The organism is Pelagerythrobacter sp. Soil_C_18 (genome assembly GCF_057657235.1).
In genome coordinates, this window is record NZ_JBDGIU010000002.1 from 1 (window position 1) to 18,539 (window position 18,539).

At 66.8% G+C, this 18,539-nt stretch carries 20 protein-coding genes and 1 pseudogene; 12 read left to right on the top strand and 9 right to left on the bottom strand.

Going from position 1 to position 18,539, the window contains the following annotated elements; all coding sequences use genetic code 11:
• Both AC3A5N_RS05570 and AC3A5N_RS05575 read left to right on the top strand, forming a co-directional pair.
• A pseudogene (locus AC3A5N_RS05570) lies at window positions 1–761 on the top strand (hypothetical protein); the annotation flags it as partial.
• Window positions 762–863: 102 nt separating this feature from the next.
• The gene (locus tag AC3A5N_RS05575) at window positions 864–2,495 is read left to right on the top strand and encodes a lysine--tRNA ligase (protein WP_487736330.1); all 1,632 of its coding nucleotides are present in this window, start codon (window positions 864–866) and stop codon (window positions 2,493–2,495) included.
• Between the two features lie 17 nt (window positions 2,496–2,512).
• Here the strand turns inward: AC3A5N_RS05575 and AC3A5N_RS05580 are convergent, their stop codons facing one another.
• On the bottom strand, window positions 2,513–3,181 hold the full coding sequence (locus AC3A5N_RS05580) for a prolyl hydroxylase family protein (RefSeq protein ID WP_487736331.1): 669 nt from the start codon (window positions 3,179–3,181) through the stop codon (window positions 2,513–2,515).
• Window positions 3,182–3,267: 86 nt separating this feature from the next.
• Here AC3A5N_RS05580 and AC3A5N_RS05585 point away from each other — a divergent pair, with 86 nt between their 5' ends.
• The gene (locus AC3A5N_RS05585; RefSeq protein ID WP_487736332.1) at window positions 3,268–3,825 is read left to right on the top strand and encodes a cytochrome b; all 558 of its coding nucleotides are present in this window, start codon (window positions 3,268–3,270) and stop codon (window positions 3,823–3,825) included.
• 91 nt (window positions 3,826–3,916) lie between these two features.
• Here AC3A5N_RS05585 and AC3A5N_RS05590 read toward each other — a convergent pair whose 3' ends face one another.
• From AC3A5N_RS05590 to AC3A5N_RS05605, 4 genes are all read right to left on the bottom strand, one after another.
• A complete protein-coding gene (locus AC3A5N_RS05590; protein ID WP_487736333.1) occupies window positions 3,917–4,645 on the bottom strand; it encodes an RcnB family protein in 729 nt (242 codons plus the stop codon).
• A 205-nt stretch (window positions 4,646–4,850) separates the two neighbouring features.
• Window positions 4,851–5,456 (bottom strand): DUF2459 domain-containing protein, encoded by a 606-nt coding sequence (locus AC3A5N_RS05595; RefSeq protein WP_487736334.1) that lies wholly within the window; start codon window positions 5,454–5,456, stop codon window positions 4,851–4,853.
• Between the two features lie 128 nt (window positions 5,457–5,584).
• Window positions 5,585–6,496 (bottom strand): 50S ribosomal protein L11 methyltransferase, encoded by a 912-nt coding sequence (locus tag AC3A5N_RS05600; RefSeq protein WP_487736335.1) that lies wholly within the window; start codon window positions 6,494–6,496, stop codon window positions 5,585–5,587.
• Window positions 6,497–6,552: 56 nt separating this feature from the next.
• The gene (locus AC3A5N_RS05605; protein ID WP_487736336.1) at window positions 6,553–7,263 is read right to left on the bottom strand and encodes an SDR family NAD(P)-dependent oxidoreductase; all 711 of its coding nucleotides are present in this window, start codon (window positions 7,261–7,263) and stop codon (window positions 6,553–6,555) included.
• Between the two features lie 197 nt (window positions 7,264–7,460).
• Between AC3A5N_RS05605 and sdhC the strand changes: the two genes are divergently transcribed.
• From sdhC to AC3A5N_RS05635, 6 genes are all read left to right on the top strand, one after another.
• Entirely contained in the window at window positions 7,461–7,841 is a 381-nt protein-coding gene (gene sdhC / locus AC3A5N_RS05610) for a succinate dehydrogenase, cytochrome b556 subunit (RefSeq protein WP_487736337.1), read from the top strand.
• 11 nt (window positions 7,842–7,852) lie between these two features.
• Window positions 7,853–8,239: a succinate dehydrogenase, hydrophobic membrane anchor protein gene (gene sdhD / locus AC3A5N_RS05615; protein WP_487736338.1), complete on the top strand. Its 387-nt coding sequence runs from the start codon at window positions 7,853–7,855 to the stop codon at window positions 8,237–8,239.
• On the top strand, window positions 8,239–10,101 hold the full coding sequence (gene sdhA / locus AC3A5N_RS05620; RefSeq protein WP_487736339.1) for a succinate dehydrogenase flavoprotein subunit: 1,863 nt from the start codon (window positions 8,239–8,241) through the stop codon (window positions 10,099–10,101). Before sdhD ends, sdhA begins: the two co-directional genes overlap by 1 nt.
• A 2-nt stretch (window positions 10,102–10,103) precedes the next feature.
• Window positions 10,104–10,718 (top strand): DJ-1/PfpI family protein, encoded by a 615-nt coding sequence (locus AC3A5N_RS05625; RefSeq protein ID WP_487736340.1) that lies wholly within the window; start codon window positions 10,104–10,106, stop codon window positions 10,716–10,718.
• 31 nt (window positions 10,719–10,749) lie between these two features.
• Window positions 10,750–11,613 carry a glycoside hydrolase gene (locus AC3A5N_RS05630; protein ID WP_487736341.1) on the top strand — a complete coding sequence of 288 codons (864 nt, stop codon included), beginning with the start codon at window positions 10,750–10,752 and terminating at the stop codon, window positions 11,611–11,613.
• Window positions 11,614–11,700: 87 nt separating this feature from the next.
• Window positions 11,701–12,180, top strand: coding sequence for a group III truncated hemoglobin (locus tag AC3A5N_RS05635; RefSeq protein WP_487736342.1), 480 nt, complete (start codon window positions 11,701–11,703; stop codon window positions 12,178–12,180).
• A 19-nt stretch (window positions 12,181–12,199) separates the two neighbouring features.
• On the opposite strand, the gene AC3A5N_RS05640 is transcribed toward AC3A5N_RS05635, so the two are convergent.
• Together AC3A5N_RS05640 and AC3A5N_RS05645 are read right to left on the bottom strand one after the other, a co-directional pair.
• The gene (locus AC3A5N_RS05640; protein WP_487736343.1) at window positions 12,200–12,859 is read right to left on the bottom strand and encodes a peptidylprolyl isomerase; all 660 of its coding nucleotides are present in this window, start codon (window positions 12,857–12,859) and stop codon (window positions 12,200–12,202) included.
• Between the two features lie 20 nt (window positions 12,860–12,879).
• On the bottom strand, window positions 12,880–14,028 hold the full coding sequence (locus AC3A5N_RS05645) for an alpha-hydroxy acid oxidase (protein WP_487736344.1): 1,149 nt from the start codon (window positions 14,026–14,028) through the stop codon (window positions 12,880–12,882).
• Window positions 14,029–14,140: 112 nt separating this feature from the next.
• Between AC3A5N_RS05645 and AC3A5N_RS05650 the strand changes: the two genes are divergently transcribed.
• Both AC3A5N_RS05650 and AC3A5N_RS05655 read left to right on the top strand, forming a co-directional pair.
• The gene (locus AC3A5N_RS05650; protein WP_487736345.1) at window positions 14,141–14,533 is read left to right on the top strand and encodes a BlaI/MecI/CopY family transcriptional regulator; all 393 of its coding nucleotides are present in this window, start codon (window positions 14,141–14,143) and stop codon (window positions 14,531–14,533) included.
• On the top strand, window positions 14,530–16,098 hold the full coding sequence (locus AC3A5N_RS05655) for a M56 family metallopeptidase (RefSeq protein WP_487736346.1): 1,569 nt from the start codon (window positions 14,530–14,532) through the stop codon (window positions 16,096–16,098). The genes AC3A5N_RS05650 and AC3A5N_RS05655 overlap by 4 nt, the downstream gene beginning before the upstream one ends.
• 11 nt (window positions 16,099–16,109) lie before the next feature.
• On the opposite strand, the gene AC3A5N_RS05660 is transcribed toward AC3A5N_RS05655, so the two are convergent.
• Window positions 16,110–16,781, bottom strand: a complete 672-nt coding sequence (locus tag AC3A5N_RS05660) for a hypothetical protein (RefSeq protein WP_487736347.1) — start codon at window positions 16,779–16,781, stop codon at window positions 16,110–16,112.
• Window positions 16,759–17,631 carry a KPN_02809 family neutral zinc metallopeptidase gene (gene ypfJ, locus AC3A5N_RS05665; protein ID WP_487736348.1) on the bottom strand — a complete coding sequence of 291 codons (873 nt, stop codon included), beginning with the start codon at window positions 17,629–17,631 and terminating at the stop codon, window positions 16,759–16,761. The genes AC3A5N_RS05660 and ypfJ overlap by 23 nt, the downstream gene beginning before the upstream one ends.
• A gap of 111 nt (window positions 17,632–17,742) precedes the next feature.
• Here ypfJ and AC3A5N_RS05670 point away from each other — a divergent pair, with 111 nt between their 5' ends.
• Window positions 17,743–18,498, top strand: coding sequence for a 3-hydroxybutyrate dehydrogenase (locus AC3A5N_RS05670; protein ID WP_487736349.1), 756 nt, complete (start codon window positions 17,743–17,745; stop codon window positions 18,496–18,498).
• The last annotated feature ends 41 nt before the right edge of the window (window positions 18,499–18,539 follow it).

Consider the following 18,539-nt stretch of genomic DNA (forward strand, 5'->3'; position numbering starts at 1 on the left):
CGCGGGCGAGGGCGGCGGCCCCGGTCGCCGAGCCCGAACCCGCTTCGGAGCGCCGCGCCCCCGCCGCTGCCGCTACGACCGCACGCGATCCGGCACGGGCCGCAGCTTCAGTGCCGACTGAAGCCGAGGCTCCTGCGATCGAGGCTTCGCTCCCGGTCGAAGCGGCGGCTGCATCGGTGCCGATGGTAGCCAGCGCCCCGGAAACTGCGGCGATCGAACCGGTGCCCGATGCGGACCCGGACTGGATCGCCCTGATCGCTCTGGCCCTCGTTGGTCTGATCCCGCTTACCCTCGCGTTCCTCGCCTTCGCTTGGTTCCGCCGCCGGTCGCGCCGGGCGGGCGAGCTCGAAATGGCTGCGGCGGAACGCCAGGCCGAGCCGGTTGCAACGGCGCCGGTCGAGAACGAACCCGCTCCGGTCGCCGGGCTCGCCGCCGTGCGCGAGCCTGAGCCGGAACCCGCTCGCGACGTCCGCAATCCGTTCGATTCCTATCGCGGTCAGCCTGCGAATGGCGCGGCGGTGGTGCTGCCGCCGGAGCTTCCGGAAACCTTCGAGGAGCGCGACGCGCTGCTCAAGCAGATGATCGCGGCCAAGCCCGACCGCGCCAATCCGTTCCGCTCGACGAGGGCCCGAGCCCGGCGTGCGCGGCTGATCCTCCAGTCGCTCGGCCGCAAGTTCGAGAACGCCCGCCCGCGGATCGACTTAAGCGAGTACACCGCGAACTGGCCCGCCTTGGCGCGGCGCCCTGTGCGCTACGCCTGACCCGCGAGGGTCGCAGGGAAGGGGCGCTCCGTGAGGGGCGCCCCTTTTCTCGTGCGTACCTTCGCACTTGCAACATTTGCCGCCTTGCGCGAGAGGCGGGCTATGACCGAGCAGACCCTGATCGAAGCCGCCCGCGTATCCAAGGCCTGGCCGTTCCAGGAGGCGCAGCGTCTGCTCAAGCGTTATCCCGACGGGAAGCCCGGCGGCGCTCCGGTCCTGTTCGAGACCGGTTACGGTCCTTCGGGCCTGCCGCATATCGGCACCTTTCAGGAAGTCCTGCGCACCACGCTGGTCCGCCGCGCCTATGAGGCGCTGATCGGCGCGAAGCCGGAAGATGGCAAGACGCGCCTCGTCGCATTCTCCGACGATATGGACGGGCTGCGCAAGGTGCCCGACAACGTGCCCAACCGCGACATGCTGACCGGGCACCTCGGCAAGCCGCTGACTCGCATTCCCGATCCGTTCAACGCCGGTTTTGACAGCTTCGCCCACCACAATAACGCCAAGCTGCGCGAATTCCTCGATCGCTTCGGGTTCGAGTACGAGTTCATGTCGTCGAGCGAGCACTACAATTCGGGCGGGTTCGACGATGCGCTGCGGCAGGTGCTGCGCAGCAATCAGGCGATCCTCGACATCATGCTGCCGACCCTGCGCGAGGAGCGGCGCAAGACTTATTCGCCCGTGCTGCCGATCAGTCCGGCCACAGGCGTCGTGCTGCAGGTGCCGGTCAAGGTGGTCGACGCAGAAGCGGGTATTGTCCGCTTTACCGACGAGGACGGGACGGTCGTCGAGCAGTCGGTGCTCGGCGGCTTGGCCAAGCTGCAGTGGAAGGTCGACTGGGCAATGCGCTGGTACGCGCTCGGCGTCGATTACGAGATGTGCGGCAAGGATCTGACCGACAGCGTCACCCAGTCGGGCAAGATCGTCCAGGTGCTCGGCGGCCGCAAGCCGGAAGGGCTCATCTACGAGCTGTTCCTCGACGCCAACGGCGAGAAGATCTCGAAGTCCAAGGGCAACGGCCTGACCATCGAGGAGTGGCTGACTTACGGCAGCGAGGAAAGCCTCGGCTTCTACATCTTCCCCAATCCGAAGAGCGCCAAGCAGCTCCACGTCGGCGTGATCCCGCGTGCCGTGGACGATTACTGGCAGTTCCGCGCGCGCCTGCCCGAGCAGGAGCTCGACAAGCAACTCGGCAATCCGGCCTGGCACCTGCTGCGCGCGAATGGCGGGTTCGAAGGTGTGGAGGCTCCGGGTGCGGGCGACACCCTGCCGGTGACTTACGGGCTGCTGCTCAACCTCGTCGGTGTGCTCGGTGCGGGTGCGACGCGCGAGCAGGTCTGGTCGTACCTCGGCAACTACATCGCCGATCCCGATCCGGCCAAGCATCCAGAGCTGGACGTGCTGGTCGGCACCGCGCTTGCCTACAACCGCGATTTCGTAGCGCCGACGCTGGAACGCCGCGCGCCCACCGCGAACGAGGCGGCTGCGTTGCGCAGGCTCGACGAGGCGCTGGCGGATGTCGGACCGGGCTCTGAGGCTGAGGACTTGCAGACGATCGTCTACGAGATCGGCAAGGACGAACAGTTCGGCTTCGAGTCGCTGCGTGACTGGTTCAAGGCGCTCTACGAGACGCTCCTCGGGTCGAGCCAAGGGCCGCGCATGGGCAGCTTCATCGCGCTCTACGGCATCGAGAACAGCCGCCGCCTGATCGCCGAGGCGCTCGCGCGCGTTTAAGGCTTCCGCCTATCCGCTCACCCCCACTTGCGGGTGCGGTACCATTTGGTGATCACGTACTTCACGCCGCTCTCCACGGGAGTGCCTGCGTGCATGGTATCCTCGTTGGGCATGCCATCGGGCAGGGCGTTGTTCCATGTCAGCAGCACGCCGGGCTTCGGCGGGATCTTGATCTCGGCCTCGGTGAAATGCGTCTCGCCCCCGGCCTCGACCGCGTTGAGGAAGATCATGGCCGTCCAGCTTCGCTGGCCGCCGCGCTTGCGTTCCATCTTCCAGTAGTCTTCGGTGGTGTAGAACCAGTCGTTGTGCGGCTTGAATTCCTGGCCGGGCATGTAGCGCTGGCCCTGGATCGCCTCGCCCGTCTCGGGCTTCATGCCGAGCAAGTCGTCGATCCGCCGCGAGACGCCCGCCACGAAGGGATCGCGCGGGTCGAGATTGCCGGAATAGGACGTGCGGAAGCCGGTCGAGTAATCGGTGTCGTAAAGCGTGCTCGGCTGTGCGACGGCGTCGATCATCAGGATCAGCCTTTGGCATTCGGGTGCGCTCAGGAACTCCCCGACGGCGAAAATCTCCGCCTTGTCGGTCGGAACCTTGTAGGCTTGGGGATCCGCCTCGAGCCGTTTGCGGACGGAGGCGCCGACGCGCTTGAGCGCGTCCTTGTCGGGAATAGTCGCGGTCTTCGTCATATGGCGCTTCCCTACCAGCGCTTGTGTATGCTTCAAGAGTTCCGGAAGCCGATGGCAGAATACATCGGATCAGAGGGAGATGGATCATGAACGAAGCTTCGGGACATCGCTATTCGGGCGTCGCTATGCTGTTGCACTGGCTGCTGGCGATCGGCGTGTTTGCGCAGTGGCGTATCGCCGTAGCGGCGGAGAACGCGCCTACCGACGAAGCCGGCAGCGAGATCATGGCCAATCACTTCTCGCTGGGCGCGACTCTGCTGGTGATCGCCCTGGTGCGCCTCGTGTGGCGCTTCATCCAGCCGAATCCGCCGCTCGCGGCGCATCTTTCGACATGGGAACGCTGGCTGGCAAAGATCACGCACACGCTGTTCTACGTTCTCCTGATCGTCATGCCGCTGGCCGGCTGGCTCGCCATGTCGAAATACGGGAGCGGAGTGGACGTGTTCGGCATCTTCACCCTGCCCGCCATGCCGGTCGAAAGCGATCCGGAAGGTGCGCGCGAGATATTCCATATCCACGCGGCCGCGGGGGTCACTCTGCTGGTGATTACCGCGTTCCACATCCTCGGCGTGCTCAAGCACACCCTGATGGACCGCGACGGCAATCTGTTCCGCATGCTGCCGTTCGGAACGCCCAAGGCCTGAGGGCACATGCAAGAACCCCCGCCGGTTCGCGCCGGCGGGGGCTTGCAAAGGGCTGCCGGGCTGAGAAACCCCGGCAGCGGGGGGAAGCAGCTTACCAGAAGAAGTCGTGGATCACGTCGACCACTTCGCCGGAATATGTGTTCACCAGCAGTACGTCGTCATAATAGCGGACCCAGCGATAGGGGCCGTGCGCCGGCGGCAGGCGGTACTGCCACGGATCGTTGATCCAGTAGCGGTTGCTGTAGAACAGATTGCCGAGCCGGAACCCGATATTCACCCGGTTATAGCGATAGTTGCGATATGGCGAATAGTAGCGTCCGACGCGATAGACATGCCGGTTGGACGCGCGGTAGCGATTCCAGTCGTAACGATTGTTGTCGCGCCAGCGCCGGTTCCAGGAGCGATGGTCTTGCCGGTCGCGCCTGTCGTCCCAGCGGTCACGGCGGTTGTCACGGCGATCATCCCACCGGTCGCGGCGGTTATCACGGCGGTCCCGCACGTTCTCACGACGATCCTGATTGCGATCGCGCCAGTTTTCGCGACGGTCCTGGTTACGGTTACGGTCCCGCCGGTTCTCGCGGCGGTCCTGATTGCGGTCGCGCCGATCCTCACGGCGGTCTTGCCGCTGCTCGCGCCGGTTCTCTTGGCGATCGCTTCGCGCGCCGCTCTGCTGTACCGCGCGGCGCATCGCATCCCAGCGAATCCGCTCGTTTCCCTGCCGGGCGTTGCCCCGGCGGTCGTCGCGGTCGCGGTCACGGGCTCGTTGCTGCGTTTCAGCAGAAGCGGCAAAGGCTTCGGTGGGCAGGGCGGTCAGCGCCATTGCGGCCGCTACGGCTGCCATCGCGCTTCCTTTGAGAAATTGTCCAAGTGTCATGTCGTGGGTCTCCGTTCGTCGAGAACGCCGCGCCCACCGCCAGCGGCCCCTCTGATAAGATGAGGCTCTTTTACGGCGGGCCGAATGAGCGGAAACTGAACCGGTGAGTACGGGTGTCGTTCAGGTTCGACGCGGTTATTCTTAACATCCTTTAGTGCCGGGGTGGGGTAACCCATTTCATCACACCCCCGGCAAAAGGCGTCCACCAACCCGTCCTGATCCCTGCCGCCGCCAGGGTATCGCTGGTCCACTGATTGCAGGTGTTGCCGAGGTGATAGGTGCCGGGTGCATCGTAGAACACGTCCCAGTCTTCGTACCCGGCGTGGACGGTGCGGCGGCCGGGTGGGGCGACCTGCGACTCGATTCGCCGGACGAGGCGGGCGTATTCCGCGGGTCGCAGGCGCAGGACCCGCGCGGTTTCGCCCGGAGCAGGGCGGACATAGTGCGCAACGTGGAGGAGGCCGTCGCCGCCGGTCGCCGCGTTGATCGCGGTGGGCAGCGAAAGGTCGGCCCAGGTTGGCGTGTTCAGGAACACCTCGCGCTCGCCCCAACTGACCGAGACGTGCGTGTAGGGCCGGTCCGGCACCGGCAGGTCGGCGGCGGGGAAGTCCGCACGCCAGTCTTTCTCCGGGCTGACCAGCGGCATGACGATGGCGGTGTGGACGCCGTTGGTCTCGATCATGATCTCGACGCCGCGTTCCGGCTCCGTCCAGTCTCCATTGCGCGGGATGGAGGAGCCGATCCAGGCAAATGCCATGAACAGGCCGATGACGAGCGCGAGCCAGGCAAGGACCTTTCCCGTGACTCGCCAGACTCTCCTGTTCGCGAGCACCCGCAGGCAGTCGCGGAGCCCCGCCCCTCGGAAAAGCGAGGGGGAAGGCGAGGTCACCGCGCCGTCCGTCGCCGCAGCCAGAGGATCGACCAGTCGCCGTTCACCAGCCGCGACGCCAGGCGAAAACCTTCCCGCCGGTAAACTCGCCGCACGCGTTGCTCCTGCGTTTGGAGCAGTCCGGCGAGGAGCAGATTCCCGCCCGGCGTCACTGCGCGTGCGAAATCAGGCGCGAGTTCCACTAGCGGTCCCGCGAGGATGTTGGCGATCAGCAGATCGTACGGCGCGCGAGCCCGGAGCAGCGGATGGTGCATCCCGTCGGCGACCACCATCGCCAGTTCGCCGAGCCGGCCGCCGGCCGCGAAGCCATTCGCCGCCGCGTTGTCCTCGACCACGCCGACGCAGGCCGGATCGAGGTCGCTCGCGGTCGCCAGCGCGCGAGGCCAGAGTGCAAGCGCGGCGAAGGCGAGTAGGCCGGTGCCGGTACCGATGTCGGCAAAGTTGCGCGGGGCGACGCCGCTGCGCTTCATCGCGTCGAGCATGGCTAGGCATCCCGCGGTCGTCACGTGCTGCCCGGTGCCGAACGCCTGACTGGCGGGAATCGACAGGTTCACCACGCCCGACGCGTCGCTCGGTGCGTGCTCGGGCGTGTGGACGAAGAACCGGCCTGCACGGATTGGCTCGACGCCCAACTGGCTCTCTGTCACCCAGTCTGTCGGCGGCAGTTTCTCGGCAAGCAACTCCGGCGTGCCGCCGGCGAACAGAGCGGCCACCATGGTCCGGTCGGCACGGGTCGGTTTGCGCGGAAAGTACGCGTCGAGCCGCCAGTCCAGCGGCCTGTCTTCCGCCACCTCGCAGCCGGTGAGCACGACCTCGTCGTCCCAGTCCGGCGCATCCTCCTGCGCGACGAGTGCGGCCTGGACCGACGGCTTGTGGGCGAACGCGGTGAGTTTCCAGCTATCGGGCATGGACGCTCACTAGCCCGATCGTTCGCCCGGCGGAAGCGGCGGTAGGCGGCCGGGGATTACCGGACGTAACTCGCTCCGTTCGCGTCCACCGTCGCGCCGGTCATGCTGGCGGGGGCGTCTAGGGCGCAGAAGACGGCGATGGCGGCGATCTCGTCCGGCTCGGCGACGCGGCCCAGGGGGATGTCGGCGAGGAGGTCCGGCCCGCCGCGGCTGGCGAGGTAGTCGCCCGCCATCGCCGTGTCGGTGAAGCCCGGTGTTATCGCGAAGCTCAGAATGTCGTCCTTGGCATAAGCCCGGGCGATCGTCTTATGCAGCGCAAGCATGCCTCCCTTCGCGGCGGCGTAGTGCCAGTGGGCCGGCGAGTCGCCACGGTGCCCTGCGCGGCTCGCGACGTGGACGATACGGCCGGGTACGCCCCGCTCCAGCCAGTGCCGCACCGCGAAGCGCGAAAGCTGCGCGGCCGAGGTGAGGTTGATCCGCAGCGTATCCTCCCACCCATCGAGCCATTCGATGTCGGAACGGTCGAGCGGATTCGCCTGGAACAGGCCGGCGTTGTTGATCAGCACGTCGATCTCGCCGCCGGCGCGGTCCAGCGCCTCTTCCCATAACATGTGCGGGGCGGTCGGTTCGGCGAGGTCGGCGCCGATGGTCTGCGCATCGTGCGCCGTGCTGGCGTGGCCGACCACGCGCGCTTCGCGCGCTTCGAGTTGCGTGCGGATCGCGGCGCCTATGCCGCGGCTGGAGCCGGTGAGGAGGATCGTGGGCATTTCCGGCGCTTATCGCACCGTCACCTGTCCGTCATCCCTGCGCAGGCGGCGATCCAGCTTCCCGTGCAGGAACTGCGCCCGCCCGTGCGGCGATGACGGGAGGGGGATTATCGCAAGCGAGCCTTGCACGTGCCTTGTCTCGCCAGTCGATTGCGCTAAGGGGAGGGCGCAATTTCAAGGGCAACCGGACAATCGCCATGGCCGAAAGACCACTCTCCCCGCACCTCAGCATCTGGAAATGGGGCCCGCACATGCTGGTCTCGATCCTGCACCGCGTCACCGGCGACGGGATGGCGATCGTCGGGCTGGGCGTGCTGCTGTGGTGGCTCGGCGCGCTGGCGAGCGGGCCGGAGGCCTACGCGACCTTCACCGGGATCGCGACCTCGTGGTACGGCTACGTCGTCCTGGTCGGTCTTTCCTGGGCGTTCTTCAATCACATGACTTCGGGCCTGCGCCACTTCGTGCTCGACATTGGCGCGGGGTACGAGCTTGGCCTCAACAAGGCCTGGTCCGTCGCGTCCCCGATCATCGGCATTGCCCTGACGGCGGCGTTCTGGGCCGCCCTGCTGCTTCTCTGAGGACTTGAACCATGGGTAACGGAACCTCGATCGGCCGCGTACGTGGGCTGGGCTCGGCGCACGAGGGCGTGCATCACTGGCTGCTCCAGCGCTTCACCGCGATCGGCAACCTCATCCTCGTGCTATGGCTGGTCGGCTCGATCCTGCTGCTGCCCGATCTCTCGTACGCGACTGTCACCGGCTATCTCTCGCACCCGCTCGCCGCGACCGCGATGGCGCTGCTGATCGTCAGCCCGTTCTGGCACGCACGCCTCGGCCTGCAGGTGATGATCGAGGACTACGTCCACACGCCCGGCAACAAATTCGCGGCGATCGCGCTGCTCAATGTCGCGACGGTCGGCGGCGCGGCCTTCGGCCTGCTCTGCGTCGCCCGCATCGCATTCGGAGGAGCCGCCTGATGGCCAACCCGGCACCCAAGACCGCCACCAACAACGAACCGACTCAGAAGGCCGGGCAGCAGCCGGCCTATCCGATCGTCGACCACACTTACGACGTGATCGTGGTCGGCGCCGGCGGCTCGGGCCTGCGGGCGACGATGGGCGCGGCCGAAGCCGGCTTGAAGACGGCCTGCATTACCAAGGTATTCCCGACCCGTTCGCACACAGTGGCGGCGCAGGGCGGCATCGCGGCCAGCCTCGGCAACAACACGCCCGATCACTGGTCGTGGCATATGTACGACACCGTCAAGGGCTCCGACTGGCTCGGCGACCAGGACGCGATCGAATACATGGTGCGTGAGGCGCCGCAGGCGGTCTACGAGCTCGAGCATGCGGGCGTACCCTTCAGCCGCAATGAGAACGGCACGATCTACCAGCGTCCGTTCGGCGGTCACATGCAGAACATGGGCGATGGGCCGCCCGTGCAGCGGACTTGTGCCGCAGCGGACCGCACGGGGCACGCGATGCTCCACGCGCTCTACCAGCAGAGCCTGAAGTACGATGCGGACTTCTTCATCGAATACTTCGCGCTCGATCTGATCATGGACGGCGGCGTATGCCGCGGCGTCATGGCGATGTGCCTCGACGATGGCACGATCCACCGTTTTCGCGCCAAGGCCGTCGTTCTGGCGACTGGCGGCTACGGCCGCTGCTACTACACCGCGACGAGCGCGCACACCTGCACCGGCGACGGCGGCGGCATGGTGCTGCGCGCCGGCCTGCCGCTGCAGGACATGGAGTTCGTGCAGTTCCACCCGACCGGGATCTACGGCGCGGGCGTGCTCATCACCGAGGGCGCGCGCGGCGAGGGCGGCTACCTCACCAACTCCGAAGGCGAGCGCTTCATGGAGCGCTATGCTCCGAGCGCGAAGGACCTTGCGAGCCGCGACGTCGTCAGCCGCTCGATGGCGCTGGAAATGCGCGAAGGACGCGGCGTGGGGCCGGAGAAGGATCACATCTTCCTTCACCTCGATCACATCGATCCCAAGGTGCTCGCGGAGCGCCTGCCGGGCATCACCGAGAGCGGGAAGATCTTCGCCGGCGTCGATCTGACGCGCCAGCCGCTCCCCGTCACGCCCACCGTCCATTACAACATGGGCGGCGTTCCCTGTAACTATCACGGCGAGGTCGTCACCATCGGCCCCGACGGCAACCCGGAAACGGTCGTGCCCGGGCTGTTCGCGGTGGGCGAAGCGGCCTGCGTGTCGGTTCACGGCGCGAACCGCCTCGGTTCCAACTCGCTGATCGACCTGGTGGTGTTCGGCCGCGCGACTGGCCATCGCCTCAAGGAGATCATCAAGCCGGGCACCGGCCACGAAGAGCTGCCGCAGGACAGCGCCGATCTCGCGCTCGCGCGCCTCGATCATTTCCGCCACGCCAGCGGTGGTTCGCCGACCGCGGAAATCCGCGCCGAGATGCAGAAGAACATGCAGAAGCATGCCGCAGTGTTCCGCGACAGCAAGCTGCTTTCCGAAGGCGTCGAGCTGCTCCGCAACGTCAACAAGCGGATGGAGGACATCCACGTCTCCGATCGTTCGCTGATCTGGAACAGCGATCTGATCGAGACGCTCGAGCTCGACAACCTGATGGCGCAGGCGAACGTGACCATCGCCTCTGCCGAGAACCGCAAGGAAAGCCGCGGCGCCCATGCGCACGAAGACTTCCCCGAGCGGGACGACGCCAACTGGATGAAGCACACCGTGGCATGGTTCGAAGGGTGGGGCGGAAACGGAGGCGCGGTGAAGATCGATTACCGCCCGGTTCACGAATACACGCTCACCGACGACATCGAATACATCAAGCCGAAGAAACGGGTGTACTAACCATGCAGATCGCGGTCCTGACGTTCGACGGGTACAATGAACTCGACTCGTTCGTCGCGGCAGCGATCCTCAACCGCATGCATGGGGCGGGGTGGAAGGCGCACATCGCGGCCCCCACGCCGCTCGTGACGTCGATGAACGGCGTGACCGTCGAACGTCAGAAACCGCTCGAATTCGCGCGCGAGGCGGATGCGGTGATCATCGGCAGCGGCATCCGCACCCGCGAGATCGCGGCCGATCCCGTCATGCTGGCACGGATCGAACTCGATCCTGAGCGGCAACTCATCGGGGCGCAATGTTCGGGCACGCTGCTCCTGGCCAAGCTGGGCCTGGTCGGCAACCTGCCTGCCTGCACGGACCTGACCACCAAACCATGGGTGATCGAAGCGGGTGTGAACGTGATCGACGCCCCGTTCGTGGCGCACGGCAATGTCGCGACGGCGGGCGGCTGCCTCGCTTCGCAATATCTCGCGGCCTGGATCATTGCGCGGCTTGCCGGAGAGCGTGAAGCGGAAGAGGCGCTGCACTACGTCGCCCCTGTCGGCGAGAAGGACGTCTATGTCGATCGCGCCATGGCCGCAGTGCGGCCCTTCCTCGGCGCGGCGGTCGCGGCCTAACCGGAGGAATGGCGATCCAGTCCGGCGTTCGATGAGGGCCATTCTACTGCTTCCTCTGACGGCGCTTCTGGCCAGCGCCTGCGCTGCGCTGCCGCCACCGCCCGAGAACCTCGATCTTGATCCCTTCTATACGAAATACGTCGAGGCTGATGGCATTCCCATCGTCGGCTCTCCGCGCGTCGCCGACGAGGCTCTGGTCAATGCCCGCTCGATCGTCGAGGACATGCTGGCGCATCGTCCCGATCTGGCCACGGTGCTCGCGCGCAAGGACTATCGGGTGGCGATCCTCGCGGAAGAGGAGGCGATCACCGATCTGCCGGAAAACGCGCACTGGACCAAGCCTGCGCCCGACGACCCGCGGCTGACGCGCTGCGAGCGGAAGCACTATGAGACGCGGATCGGAAGCCTGACCGACCGCGAGTACTGGAACGCCCGCGCCCGAGGCATCGGCGGCGTCCACACGGTCGGGGCGGAGGAGGACGTGCTCGGCAAGCGCACGAGCCGCTATTTCGGCGAGACGATCCTCGTTCACGAGTTCGCGCACAACGTCCTCGAGGCAATTCGCGCCGCCGACCCGCAACTCTACGCCGAGGTCGAAGCTGCTTATGCCAAGGCACTCGAGGAAGGTCTCTGGCGTGACGAATACGCCAGCACGACCGTGCAGGAATACTGGGCGGAAGGGACGCAGTTCTGGTTCAACTCGAACCGCCTGGCGGTCTTCGACGGCCAGCAGATCCTGAACCACGCGGATCTGGAGACATACGATCCGCGCCTCGCCGCGGTCCTGCGCATGGCATACGGCGAACGCCACCGCCTCGCCGCAGACCCATTCCACCGCCACCCGGCGCGTGTACCGCCTGGGCCGATCCCGGAGAACACTGCCGAGGTGTGCTGAGGCGGCCGGCGCTCCGGTCGATTTTCCCGGCCAGACCTGTAGAAGGGGCGAGACCCCATCAGTCCCTGCCGAGTCGAGACCATGAACATGTCCACCCCAGTCGAGAGAACGCGCGAGGAGGTTCGCCAGGCGCGTGAAGCGAAGCGTGCGGCGGCCGCGGCGCTCGGGGTGGACGAACATTATGTTTCGGAGCTGGTCGAGCGGTTCTACGCCGCCATTCGCGAGGACGACCTGCTCGGCCCGGTCTTCGCGGAGCGGGTCGAATCGTGGCCCGAGCATCTTTCCCGGATGAAGAGCTTCTGGCGCTCGATCCTGTTCAACAGCGGCGAGTTCTCCGGGAATCCGATGGTCAAGCACGTGGTCATCCCTGGCCTGGAGGAACGGCACTTCGCCCACTGGCTGACGCTGTTCTACGCCACGCTTCGCGATCTGGAGGGCGATCCCGGTGCCTCGTCGCTGGTCGGCGAACGCGCGCGGGCGATTGCCGACAGCCTCCTCACCGGCATAACCATTCGCCGCGAAGGAATTGGCGGCTCGCGAGCGGGGGAAGGGCTGCCGCGTATCTGACGCGTAGGTCTTGCCGGCGCTATTCGCCGGGCGCGCGCGAGTCCGCCCGCCGTGCCTCGATGATCTTCACCGGCTCGGCGAGCATCTGGCCCTTCATCCAGCCTTCGCCCTTGTTCGGGTCGGTCGGCGCAGCGTGAATCGCGCGGACGACGTCCATTCCCTCGACGACATGGCCGAAGGCGGCATAGCCGGCGCGCAGCTCGGGATCTTCCGAGGTGGGATCGGCATCCATTCCCGCCTGCTCCTGCAGCATGATCGAGAAGTCGCCGGTGGCCGTGCCGGGCGCGTTCCGCGCCATGGAGAATGCGCCCGCGGTGTGAAGCACGCCCGTCTCGCTCGTCGGCTCGTGCGCGATCGGGGGAAGGACGCGCTTCGGATCGTGCTGCGTACCCGCCTGGATGAGCCCATTGGGTTGCTCACCCCAGTCGAGCCGCATGGCGCGGTAGAAGACGATCCCGTCGAAGCGGCCCTCGTCGACATAGCGCAGGAAGTTCGCGGCGGTGACAGGTGCCCGCTCGGTCTCGATCGCGGCGGTGATGTCGCCCATCGTCGTCTCGAGCACGACGAGGGTCGTTTCGGGTTCGGCTTCCCGGGAAGGTTGAGGGCCCGCCGCCTCCTGCGCCAAGGCGCCGGAAGCGAGTACGAAGGGCAGGGCGAGCGCGGCGAATCGTCTGAACATGCCGCGATTATGCCGGACTTTCACCGCAGCCGCAGCATCTCGCGGTCGAGCTGATCGATGGAGGTCACGCCCATCAGGCGCATACCTCGCTCGATCTCATCCTTGAGCAGCATGAGCGCGTGCTCCACGCCCGCCTGTCCGGCGGCGGCCAGCGCGTAGAGATAGAGCCGTCCGCCCGAGGCCGCGGTGGCGCCCTGCGCCAGTGCCTTCAGCACGTGTGTCCCGCGCCGCACGCCGCCGTCGCAGATCACCTCGATCTCGCCGCCCACGGCATCGACGATCTCCACGAGCTGGTCGAACGGCGCGCGGCTGCCATCGAGCTGGCGGCCCCCGTGGTTGGAGACCATGATCGCGTCCGCCCCGATCTCCACGGCGCGGCGCGCGTCGGCCACGCTCATTACACCCTTGAGGCAGAACGTGCCGCCCCAGTCCTGCCGGATGCGTGCGGCCGTGTCCCAGTCCATCGCGGTGTCGAGCATGGTGTTGAAGTATTCGGCGATCGAAACCGCACGGCCCGTGCCTTCGCGGACGTGCGTATCGAGGTTGGGCAGGCGGAACTTCTCGCGGAATACGTAATCGAGCGCCCAGCGCGGCCGCGTGGCGTAGGACCAGACCGCGCTCGGCGTGAAGCGGGGCGGGGTGGTGAAACCGCTGCGCGCGCACCGCTCGCGCTTGCCGGCGACGATCGTGTCGACCGTCAGCGCCACGGCATCGAACCCGGCGGCCTTGCAGCGCTCGATCATCGAGGTGTTCAGCCCTGCGTCCTTGTGAACGTAGAGCTGGAACAGCTTGGGTGTTGACACGAGTGACGCGATCTCTTCGATGCTCACGGTCGCGAGGCTGGAGATCCCGAACCACAGGCCGAACCTCTCGGCAGCGCGCGCCACGGCGCGCTCTCCCTGCCAATGGAACACGCGCTGGAGCGCCGTGGGGCTGAGCATCAGCGGCAGCGCGCTGCGGCGGCCCATGATGGTGCAGCTCGTGTCGATCTCGGCCACGCCCGCGAGCACGTTAGGCACGAGGTCCACCTCGTCGAACGCAGCCGTGTTGCGGGCGCGGGTGATCTCGTCGTCCGCCGCACCGTCGATGTAATCAAACACCGGCCACGGCAGCCGCCGCCTCGCCAGAAGGCGCAGATCGCCGACGTTGTGGCAGTCCGACAGACGCATGAGTGGGCTCTACCAGCAGCATCGGCAGGCGCCAATCGGTTCATCCACGCTTAATGTTTACAGGCGTAGTCGACAGGTCTACAAACGTAGACGCAAAACCGGGGAGGTTTTCGTGGCGAAGTCCGAAGAAGACGAACGGCCCGAACGCATCAGCGATGCCGAGCACGCGGTGATGGAAGCGCTCTGGGCGAAGAGCCCGCTGACCGCCGCCGAAGTGTGCGAGGCGGTCTGCGCGGAGCGCGACTGGAGCTTGCCGACGGTCAAGACGCTGCTCTCGCGGCTTGTGACCAAGCAGGCGGTCGCTACCAAGCCGGATGGGCGGCGGTTTCTCTATACCCCGCTGTTGGCGCGCGCTGACTACCTCGGAGATGAATCGCGGCGTCTGGTGGACCGGTTGTTCGGCGGCCGCGCTGCGCCGCTCTTCGCTCATCTCGCGCAGGAGGAGGCGTTGACCGACGCCGACATCGCGGAGATCGAGGCACTGCTGAAGGAGCTGAAGCAATGACCTGGCTTCTCGATACGCTCGTCTGGACCGCCACGCTGATCGCGCTGGTCCTCGTTCTGCGGCGCCCGGTCGCGCGCCATTTCGGGGCGAAAGCGGCTTACGGACTGTGGCTGCTGCCGTTCCTGCGCCTGCTGCTGCCGCCGATCACGCTGCCGGCCTCGCTCGCGCCCGATACGGCGGCGGCGCCCGTCGCAGCGCCTTTCGAGGCGACCTATCTCATCATCGATCAAGCTGCCGCCCCGGACGGGATGGGTGCAGCAGTGGAGGCAGCGTCGCCGACAGTCCCCTGGGCGGCGGCGCTGCTTGCACTGTGGCTCGCAGGCGCGGCGGTGTTCCTGTGGCTGCGCTTTTCCGGGTACCACCGGATGCGCCGCGTGTTGCTCGCCGGAGCGGTGCCGGTGGGCGAGGCAGGCAAGATTCGCCTGGTCGAGACGCCGGAGACCAACGCTCCCATCGCGTTCGGCGTGCTGGACAAGGTCGTGGCGCTGCCGCCGGGCTTCATGGCTCAGCGCGATCGCGCCGCACGCGACCTGGCGCTGGCACACGAGCTTGCTCACCACCGCGGGCACGACCTGTTGGCGAACTTCGCCGCGCAGCCGCTGTTCGCACTGCACTGGTTCAACCCGCTCGCCTATGCCGGGTGGCAGGCGATGCGCCGCGATCAGGAGGCGGCGTGCGACGCCCGCGTGGTCGAGAAGAGCGACCGCGAGACTCGCGCCGCTTATGGCCAGGTCATCGCCAGCTTCGCTGCCGGTCCGCGGGTCGCGCTCGCCGCACCGATGGCCTGTCCGGTCCTGGGCGACAAATCGATCATCCACCGTTTGAGGAGCCTTACCATGTCCGAGATCACTCCGCGCCGGCGTATGGCCGGGCGCGCACTGGTTGCCGCCGGGCTTCTCGTCCTGCCGTTGACGGCTTCGATCAGCTATGCGGAAACCATAACGCTACCGGAGCCGCCCGAGCCACCGGCTGCGCCGACCGCTCCTGCCGACGTGCCGCTGGCCCCGCCCGCTCCCCCGGCACCTCCCGCACCGCCGGCACCGCTTCCGCTTCAGGTCGTCGGCGACCATCCTGATGGTGAGCACCGCCACATCGTCGTCCATCGGCTCGATGGTGACCACAAGGGGGAGCCGATGGTCGTCAAGATGCAAGGTGACGGCGCGACTTGGGAGGGCAGTGCTCCGCGCCTCTCTCCTGAAGCGCGAGCAGCTCACCTCAAGGCACTCGAAGAATTCGAGAACGAGTTCGGCGAACTTGGTAAACTCGGCAAGCTTGGCAGCTTGGGCGAGCGTATCGGACACCAAGTGCGCATCGCTCTGGCTGACATGCCTGAGGTCCCGCGCGTGATTGAGGGCTGCAGCGGCACCCAGGTGATCCACGAGAGCTCCGAGGATGGACGGCAGGTGATCCGCATCTGCACCGCCGCGATCAACGCCGAAGCGATGCGCGGCTTGCGCGAGGCTCGGGCGGAGATCGCTCGCGACCGAGCGATCTCAGCGGAGATGCGGGCGCGCGTGCTGAGTTCGCTGGACGAGTCGATCGCGCGGATTGCCGCGAAGAACTAAGCCGCGGCGGTTCAACCACCCACTGGCTGCACGACTTCCTCGGAAACGAAGGTGATCCCCCGGTCGCCTTCGTTTTCCGTTCCTGGTTTCTCGACGGCGGGCGCAGCTTGCGCATTGGCGGCGCCGAACGCGAGTTGGGTTTCGGCCCATTCGACGCGGTCGTCCTTCGTCACGTCGATCTTCGCGAATGCGGGGCGGGCGGGATAGGCGCAGCCCATCTGTTCACCCAGGCCTTTGAGATAGCCGCGCCGGATCAGCCCGGCGACGATCGCCGCCTCGAACTCGCGCTGGTGGTCTGCGGCGCCAGTAATCTCGCGCACGATGCTGCGGAAGGGAATGAACGATCCCACCGCGCTTTTGGCAATGCGGCCGACTGAGATGTCGTCACGGTCCTCGTCGGCGATGTCGAGGTCGGCGCCGAGCACGGCATCGAGCTGGGCGATCGCCCCCTCGACTTCGCCGCATTCGTCCAGCCCTTCGTTCGTATAAGGCGACTGCGCCGCGGTGAGCAGGATTTCCGGAATCGGATCCTTAGCGAGGTTGAGATCGGTAAGCGGCGTGGTGGCGATGTCCTTCATGTCCGGATCGCGGTCGCGCACGTTCGCCTGGTCGCGCGCCGCGAGCGGCGCGCCGGCCAGGACCGACGCGAGCGCGAGCGCCCTAGCGCATGTCGAAATATGCATCGCACACACTATCATCGGCCTGCTCCATTCCGCGCCGCAGGGCTTCCGAGCGCTGTGCGCTCGAACCGTGGGTGAAGCTTTCGGGGCTGACCTGCTGCCCCGCCTGCCGCTGGAGCGTATCGTCGCCGATCGCGCTCGCGGCGCGCAGCCCTTCCTCCATATCGCCGGGGTCGATCAGGTTCCGGTTCTTGCCCGCCCAGACGCCGGCATAGCAGTCCGCCTGCAGTTCCATCCGCACCTGCAGCTCGTTGGCGCGGCCCGGGTTCTGCGACTGCGCGCTGCGCACCTGCGCGGCGAGTCCGGTGAGATACTGGATGTGGTGCCCGTATTCGTGCGCCATGACGTAGTAGCGGGCAAAGTCGCCGCCTGCGCCGAGCTCGCGGGCGAGCGTGTCGTAGAAGCTCGTGTCGATATAGATGCCCTGATCCGCAGGGCAGTAGAACGGGCCCATCGCGCTCGAGGCGCCGCCGCAGCCGGAGTTGGTGCCGCCGGCGTAGAACTCGAGCACCGGGTCTTGGAAAGCGATCCCCGCGCGCTCGAACTCGGGTTGCCAGGTGCGGTTCAGCGAGTCGAGCGCGTTGCAGCCTTCGAGAGCATATTCGTTCTGTTCGCAGACCTGGGTTTCCGACAGATCCGATTGCGGCTGCTGCCCGGCCGGCGCGTTCTGCTGGACGCTGTCGATCGTGCCGAGCATCTGGCCGGGGTCCACTCCGAACACCAGCGCGGCGACGACCACGATCACCAGCGTGCCGCAGCCGACCTTGCCGCCACCGCCGCCGGGAAACCGGCCGCCACCGCCGCCGCCCTGGCGTACGCGAATATTGCGCGGATCGAACCGGTTGAGCCTCATCAATTCATCTCCCCGAAGGCGCGTCCGCCGATAGTATCTGGACAGGTGCAGACTTGCCCGCAAAAGCCGTTTAGGCAAGGCTTTGGTCATCAAATCTGCAGGGGGTATAGAATGTTCCTTTCAGGCAAGCGTGCGCTCGTCACAGGGTCGACCTCCGGGATCGGCCTTGCGGTCGCGCGCGCGCTGGCGGCCGAAGGGGCGGAGATCGTGCTCAACGGCTTCGGAGAGGAAGCCGAGATCGCCCGGCTGTGCGACGAACTCCGCGCGCAGCATGTGGGGACGGACCTGACCACGCGCGAAGGATGCGACGCGCTGTTGGATGGGGCCGGGCCGATCGATATCCTCGTCAACAATGCCGGGATGCAGCACGTCGCGCCGGTCGATGCCTTCCCGGTCGAGAAGTGGGACGCGATCATCGCGCTCAACCTGACCGCAGCGTTCCACACGGTGCGCCGCGCGGTGCCGCACATGAAGGCGCAGGGCTGGGGACGGATCGTCAACGTGGCGAGCGCGCATTCGAAGACCGCATCGCCGTTCAAGAGCGCCTATGTCGCCGCCAAGCACGGGCTCGACGGCTTCACCAAGACGATCGCGCTGGAACTCGCGCGGAGCGGAGTGACGGCGAACTGCGTCAGCCCGGGCTATGCCTGGACACCGCTGGTCGAGAACCAGATCCCCGACACGATGAAGGCACGCGGTCTGTCGCGCGAAGAAGTGATCGACGACGTGCTGCTGGCCAAGCAGCCGACCAAGAAGTTCGTCCAGCCTGCGGAAATCGGCGCACTCGCCGTGTTCCTGTGCCGCGATGAAGCGGGCAACGTCACCGGTGCCAACTGGAGCATCGATGGCGGCTGGACCGCCGAGTAGCCGGCCGGTGGGGGCAGGGGCGCATATGCACCGCTGGGCGG

Coding starts and splice junctions, on each gene's coding strand:
- AC3A5N_RS05635 (WP_487736342.1), top strand. CDS start 11,701: ATGTCCACCCCAGTCGAGAGAACGCGCGAGGAGGTTCGCCAGGCGCGT.
- AC3A5N_RS05655 (WP_487736346.1), top strand. CDS start 14,530: ATGACCTGGCTTCTCGATACGCTCGTCTGGACCGCCACGCTGATCGCG.
- AC3A5N_RS05595 (WP_487736334.1), bottom strand. CDS start 5,456: ATGGCATTTGCCTGGATCGGCTCCTCCATCCCGCGCAATGGAGACTGG.
- AC3A5N_RS05590 (WP_487736333.1), bottom strand. CDS start 4,645: ATGGCGCTGACCGCCCTGCCCACCGAAGCCTTTGCCGCTTCTGCTGAA.
- AC3A5N_RS05670 (WP_487736349.1), top strand. CDS start 17,743: ATGTTCCTTTCAGGCAAGCGTGCGCTCGTCACAGGGTCGACCTCCGGG.
- sdhC (WP_487736337.1), top strand. CDS start 7,461: ATGGCCGAAAGACCACTCTCCCCGCACCTCAGCATCTGGAAATGGGGC.
- AC3A5N_RS05575 (WP_487736330.1), top strand. CDS start 864: ATGACCGAGCAGACCCTGATCGAAGCCGCCCGCGTATCCAAGGCCTGG.
- ypfJ (WP_487736348.1), bottom strand. CDS start 17,631: ATGAGGCTCAACCGGTTCGATCCGCGCAATATTCGCGTACGCCAGGGC.
- AC3A5N_RS05580 (WP_487736331.1), bottom strand. CDS start 3,181: ATGACGAAGACCGCGACTATTCCCGACAAGGACGCGCTCAAGCGCGTC.
- AC3A5N_RS05605 (WP_487736336.1), bottom strand. CDS start 7,263: ATGCCCACGATCCTCCTCACCGGCTCCAGCCGCGGCATAGGCGCCGCG.
- AC3A5N_RS05645 (WP_487736344.1), bottom strand. CDS start 14,028: ATGCGTCTGTCGGACTGCCACAACGTCGGCGATCTGCGCCTTCTGGCG.
- AC3A5N_RS05625 (WP_487736340.1), top strand. CDS start 10,104: ATGCAGATCGCGGTCCTGACGTTCGACGGGTACAATGAACTCGACTCG.
- AC3A5N_RS05585 (WP_487736332.1), top strand. CDS start 3,268: ATGAACGAAGCTTCGGGACATCGCTATTCGGGCGTCGCTATGCTGTTG.
- AC3A5N_RS05640 (WP_487736343.1), bottom strand. CDS start 12,859: ATGTTCAGACGATTCGCCGCGCTCGCCCTGCCCTTCGTACTCGCTTCC.
- AC3A5N_RS05630 (WP_487736341.1), top strand. CDS start 10,750: ATGAGGGCCATTCTACTGCTTCCTCTGACGGCGCTTCTGGCCAGCGCC.
- AC3A5N_RS05660 (WP_487736347.1), bottom strand. CDS start 16,781: ATGCATATTTCGACATGCGCTAGGGCGCTCGCGCTCGCGTCGGTCCTG.
- AC3A5N_RS05600 (WP_487736335.1), bottom strand. CDS start 6,496: ATGCCCGATAGCTGGAAACTCACCGCGTTCGCCCACAAGCCGTCGGTC.
- sdhA (WP_487736339.1), top strand. CDS start 8,239: ATGGCCAACCCGGCACCCAAGACCGCCACCAACAACGAACCGACTCAG.
- sdhD (WP_487736338.1), top strand. CDS start 7,853: ATGGGTAACGGAACCTCGATCGGCCGCGTACGTGGGCTGGGCTCGGCG.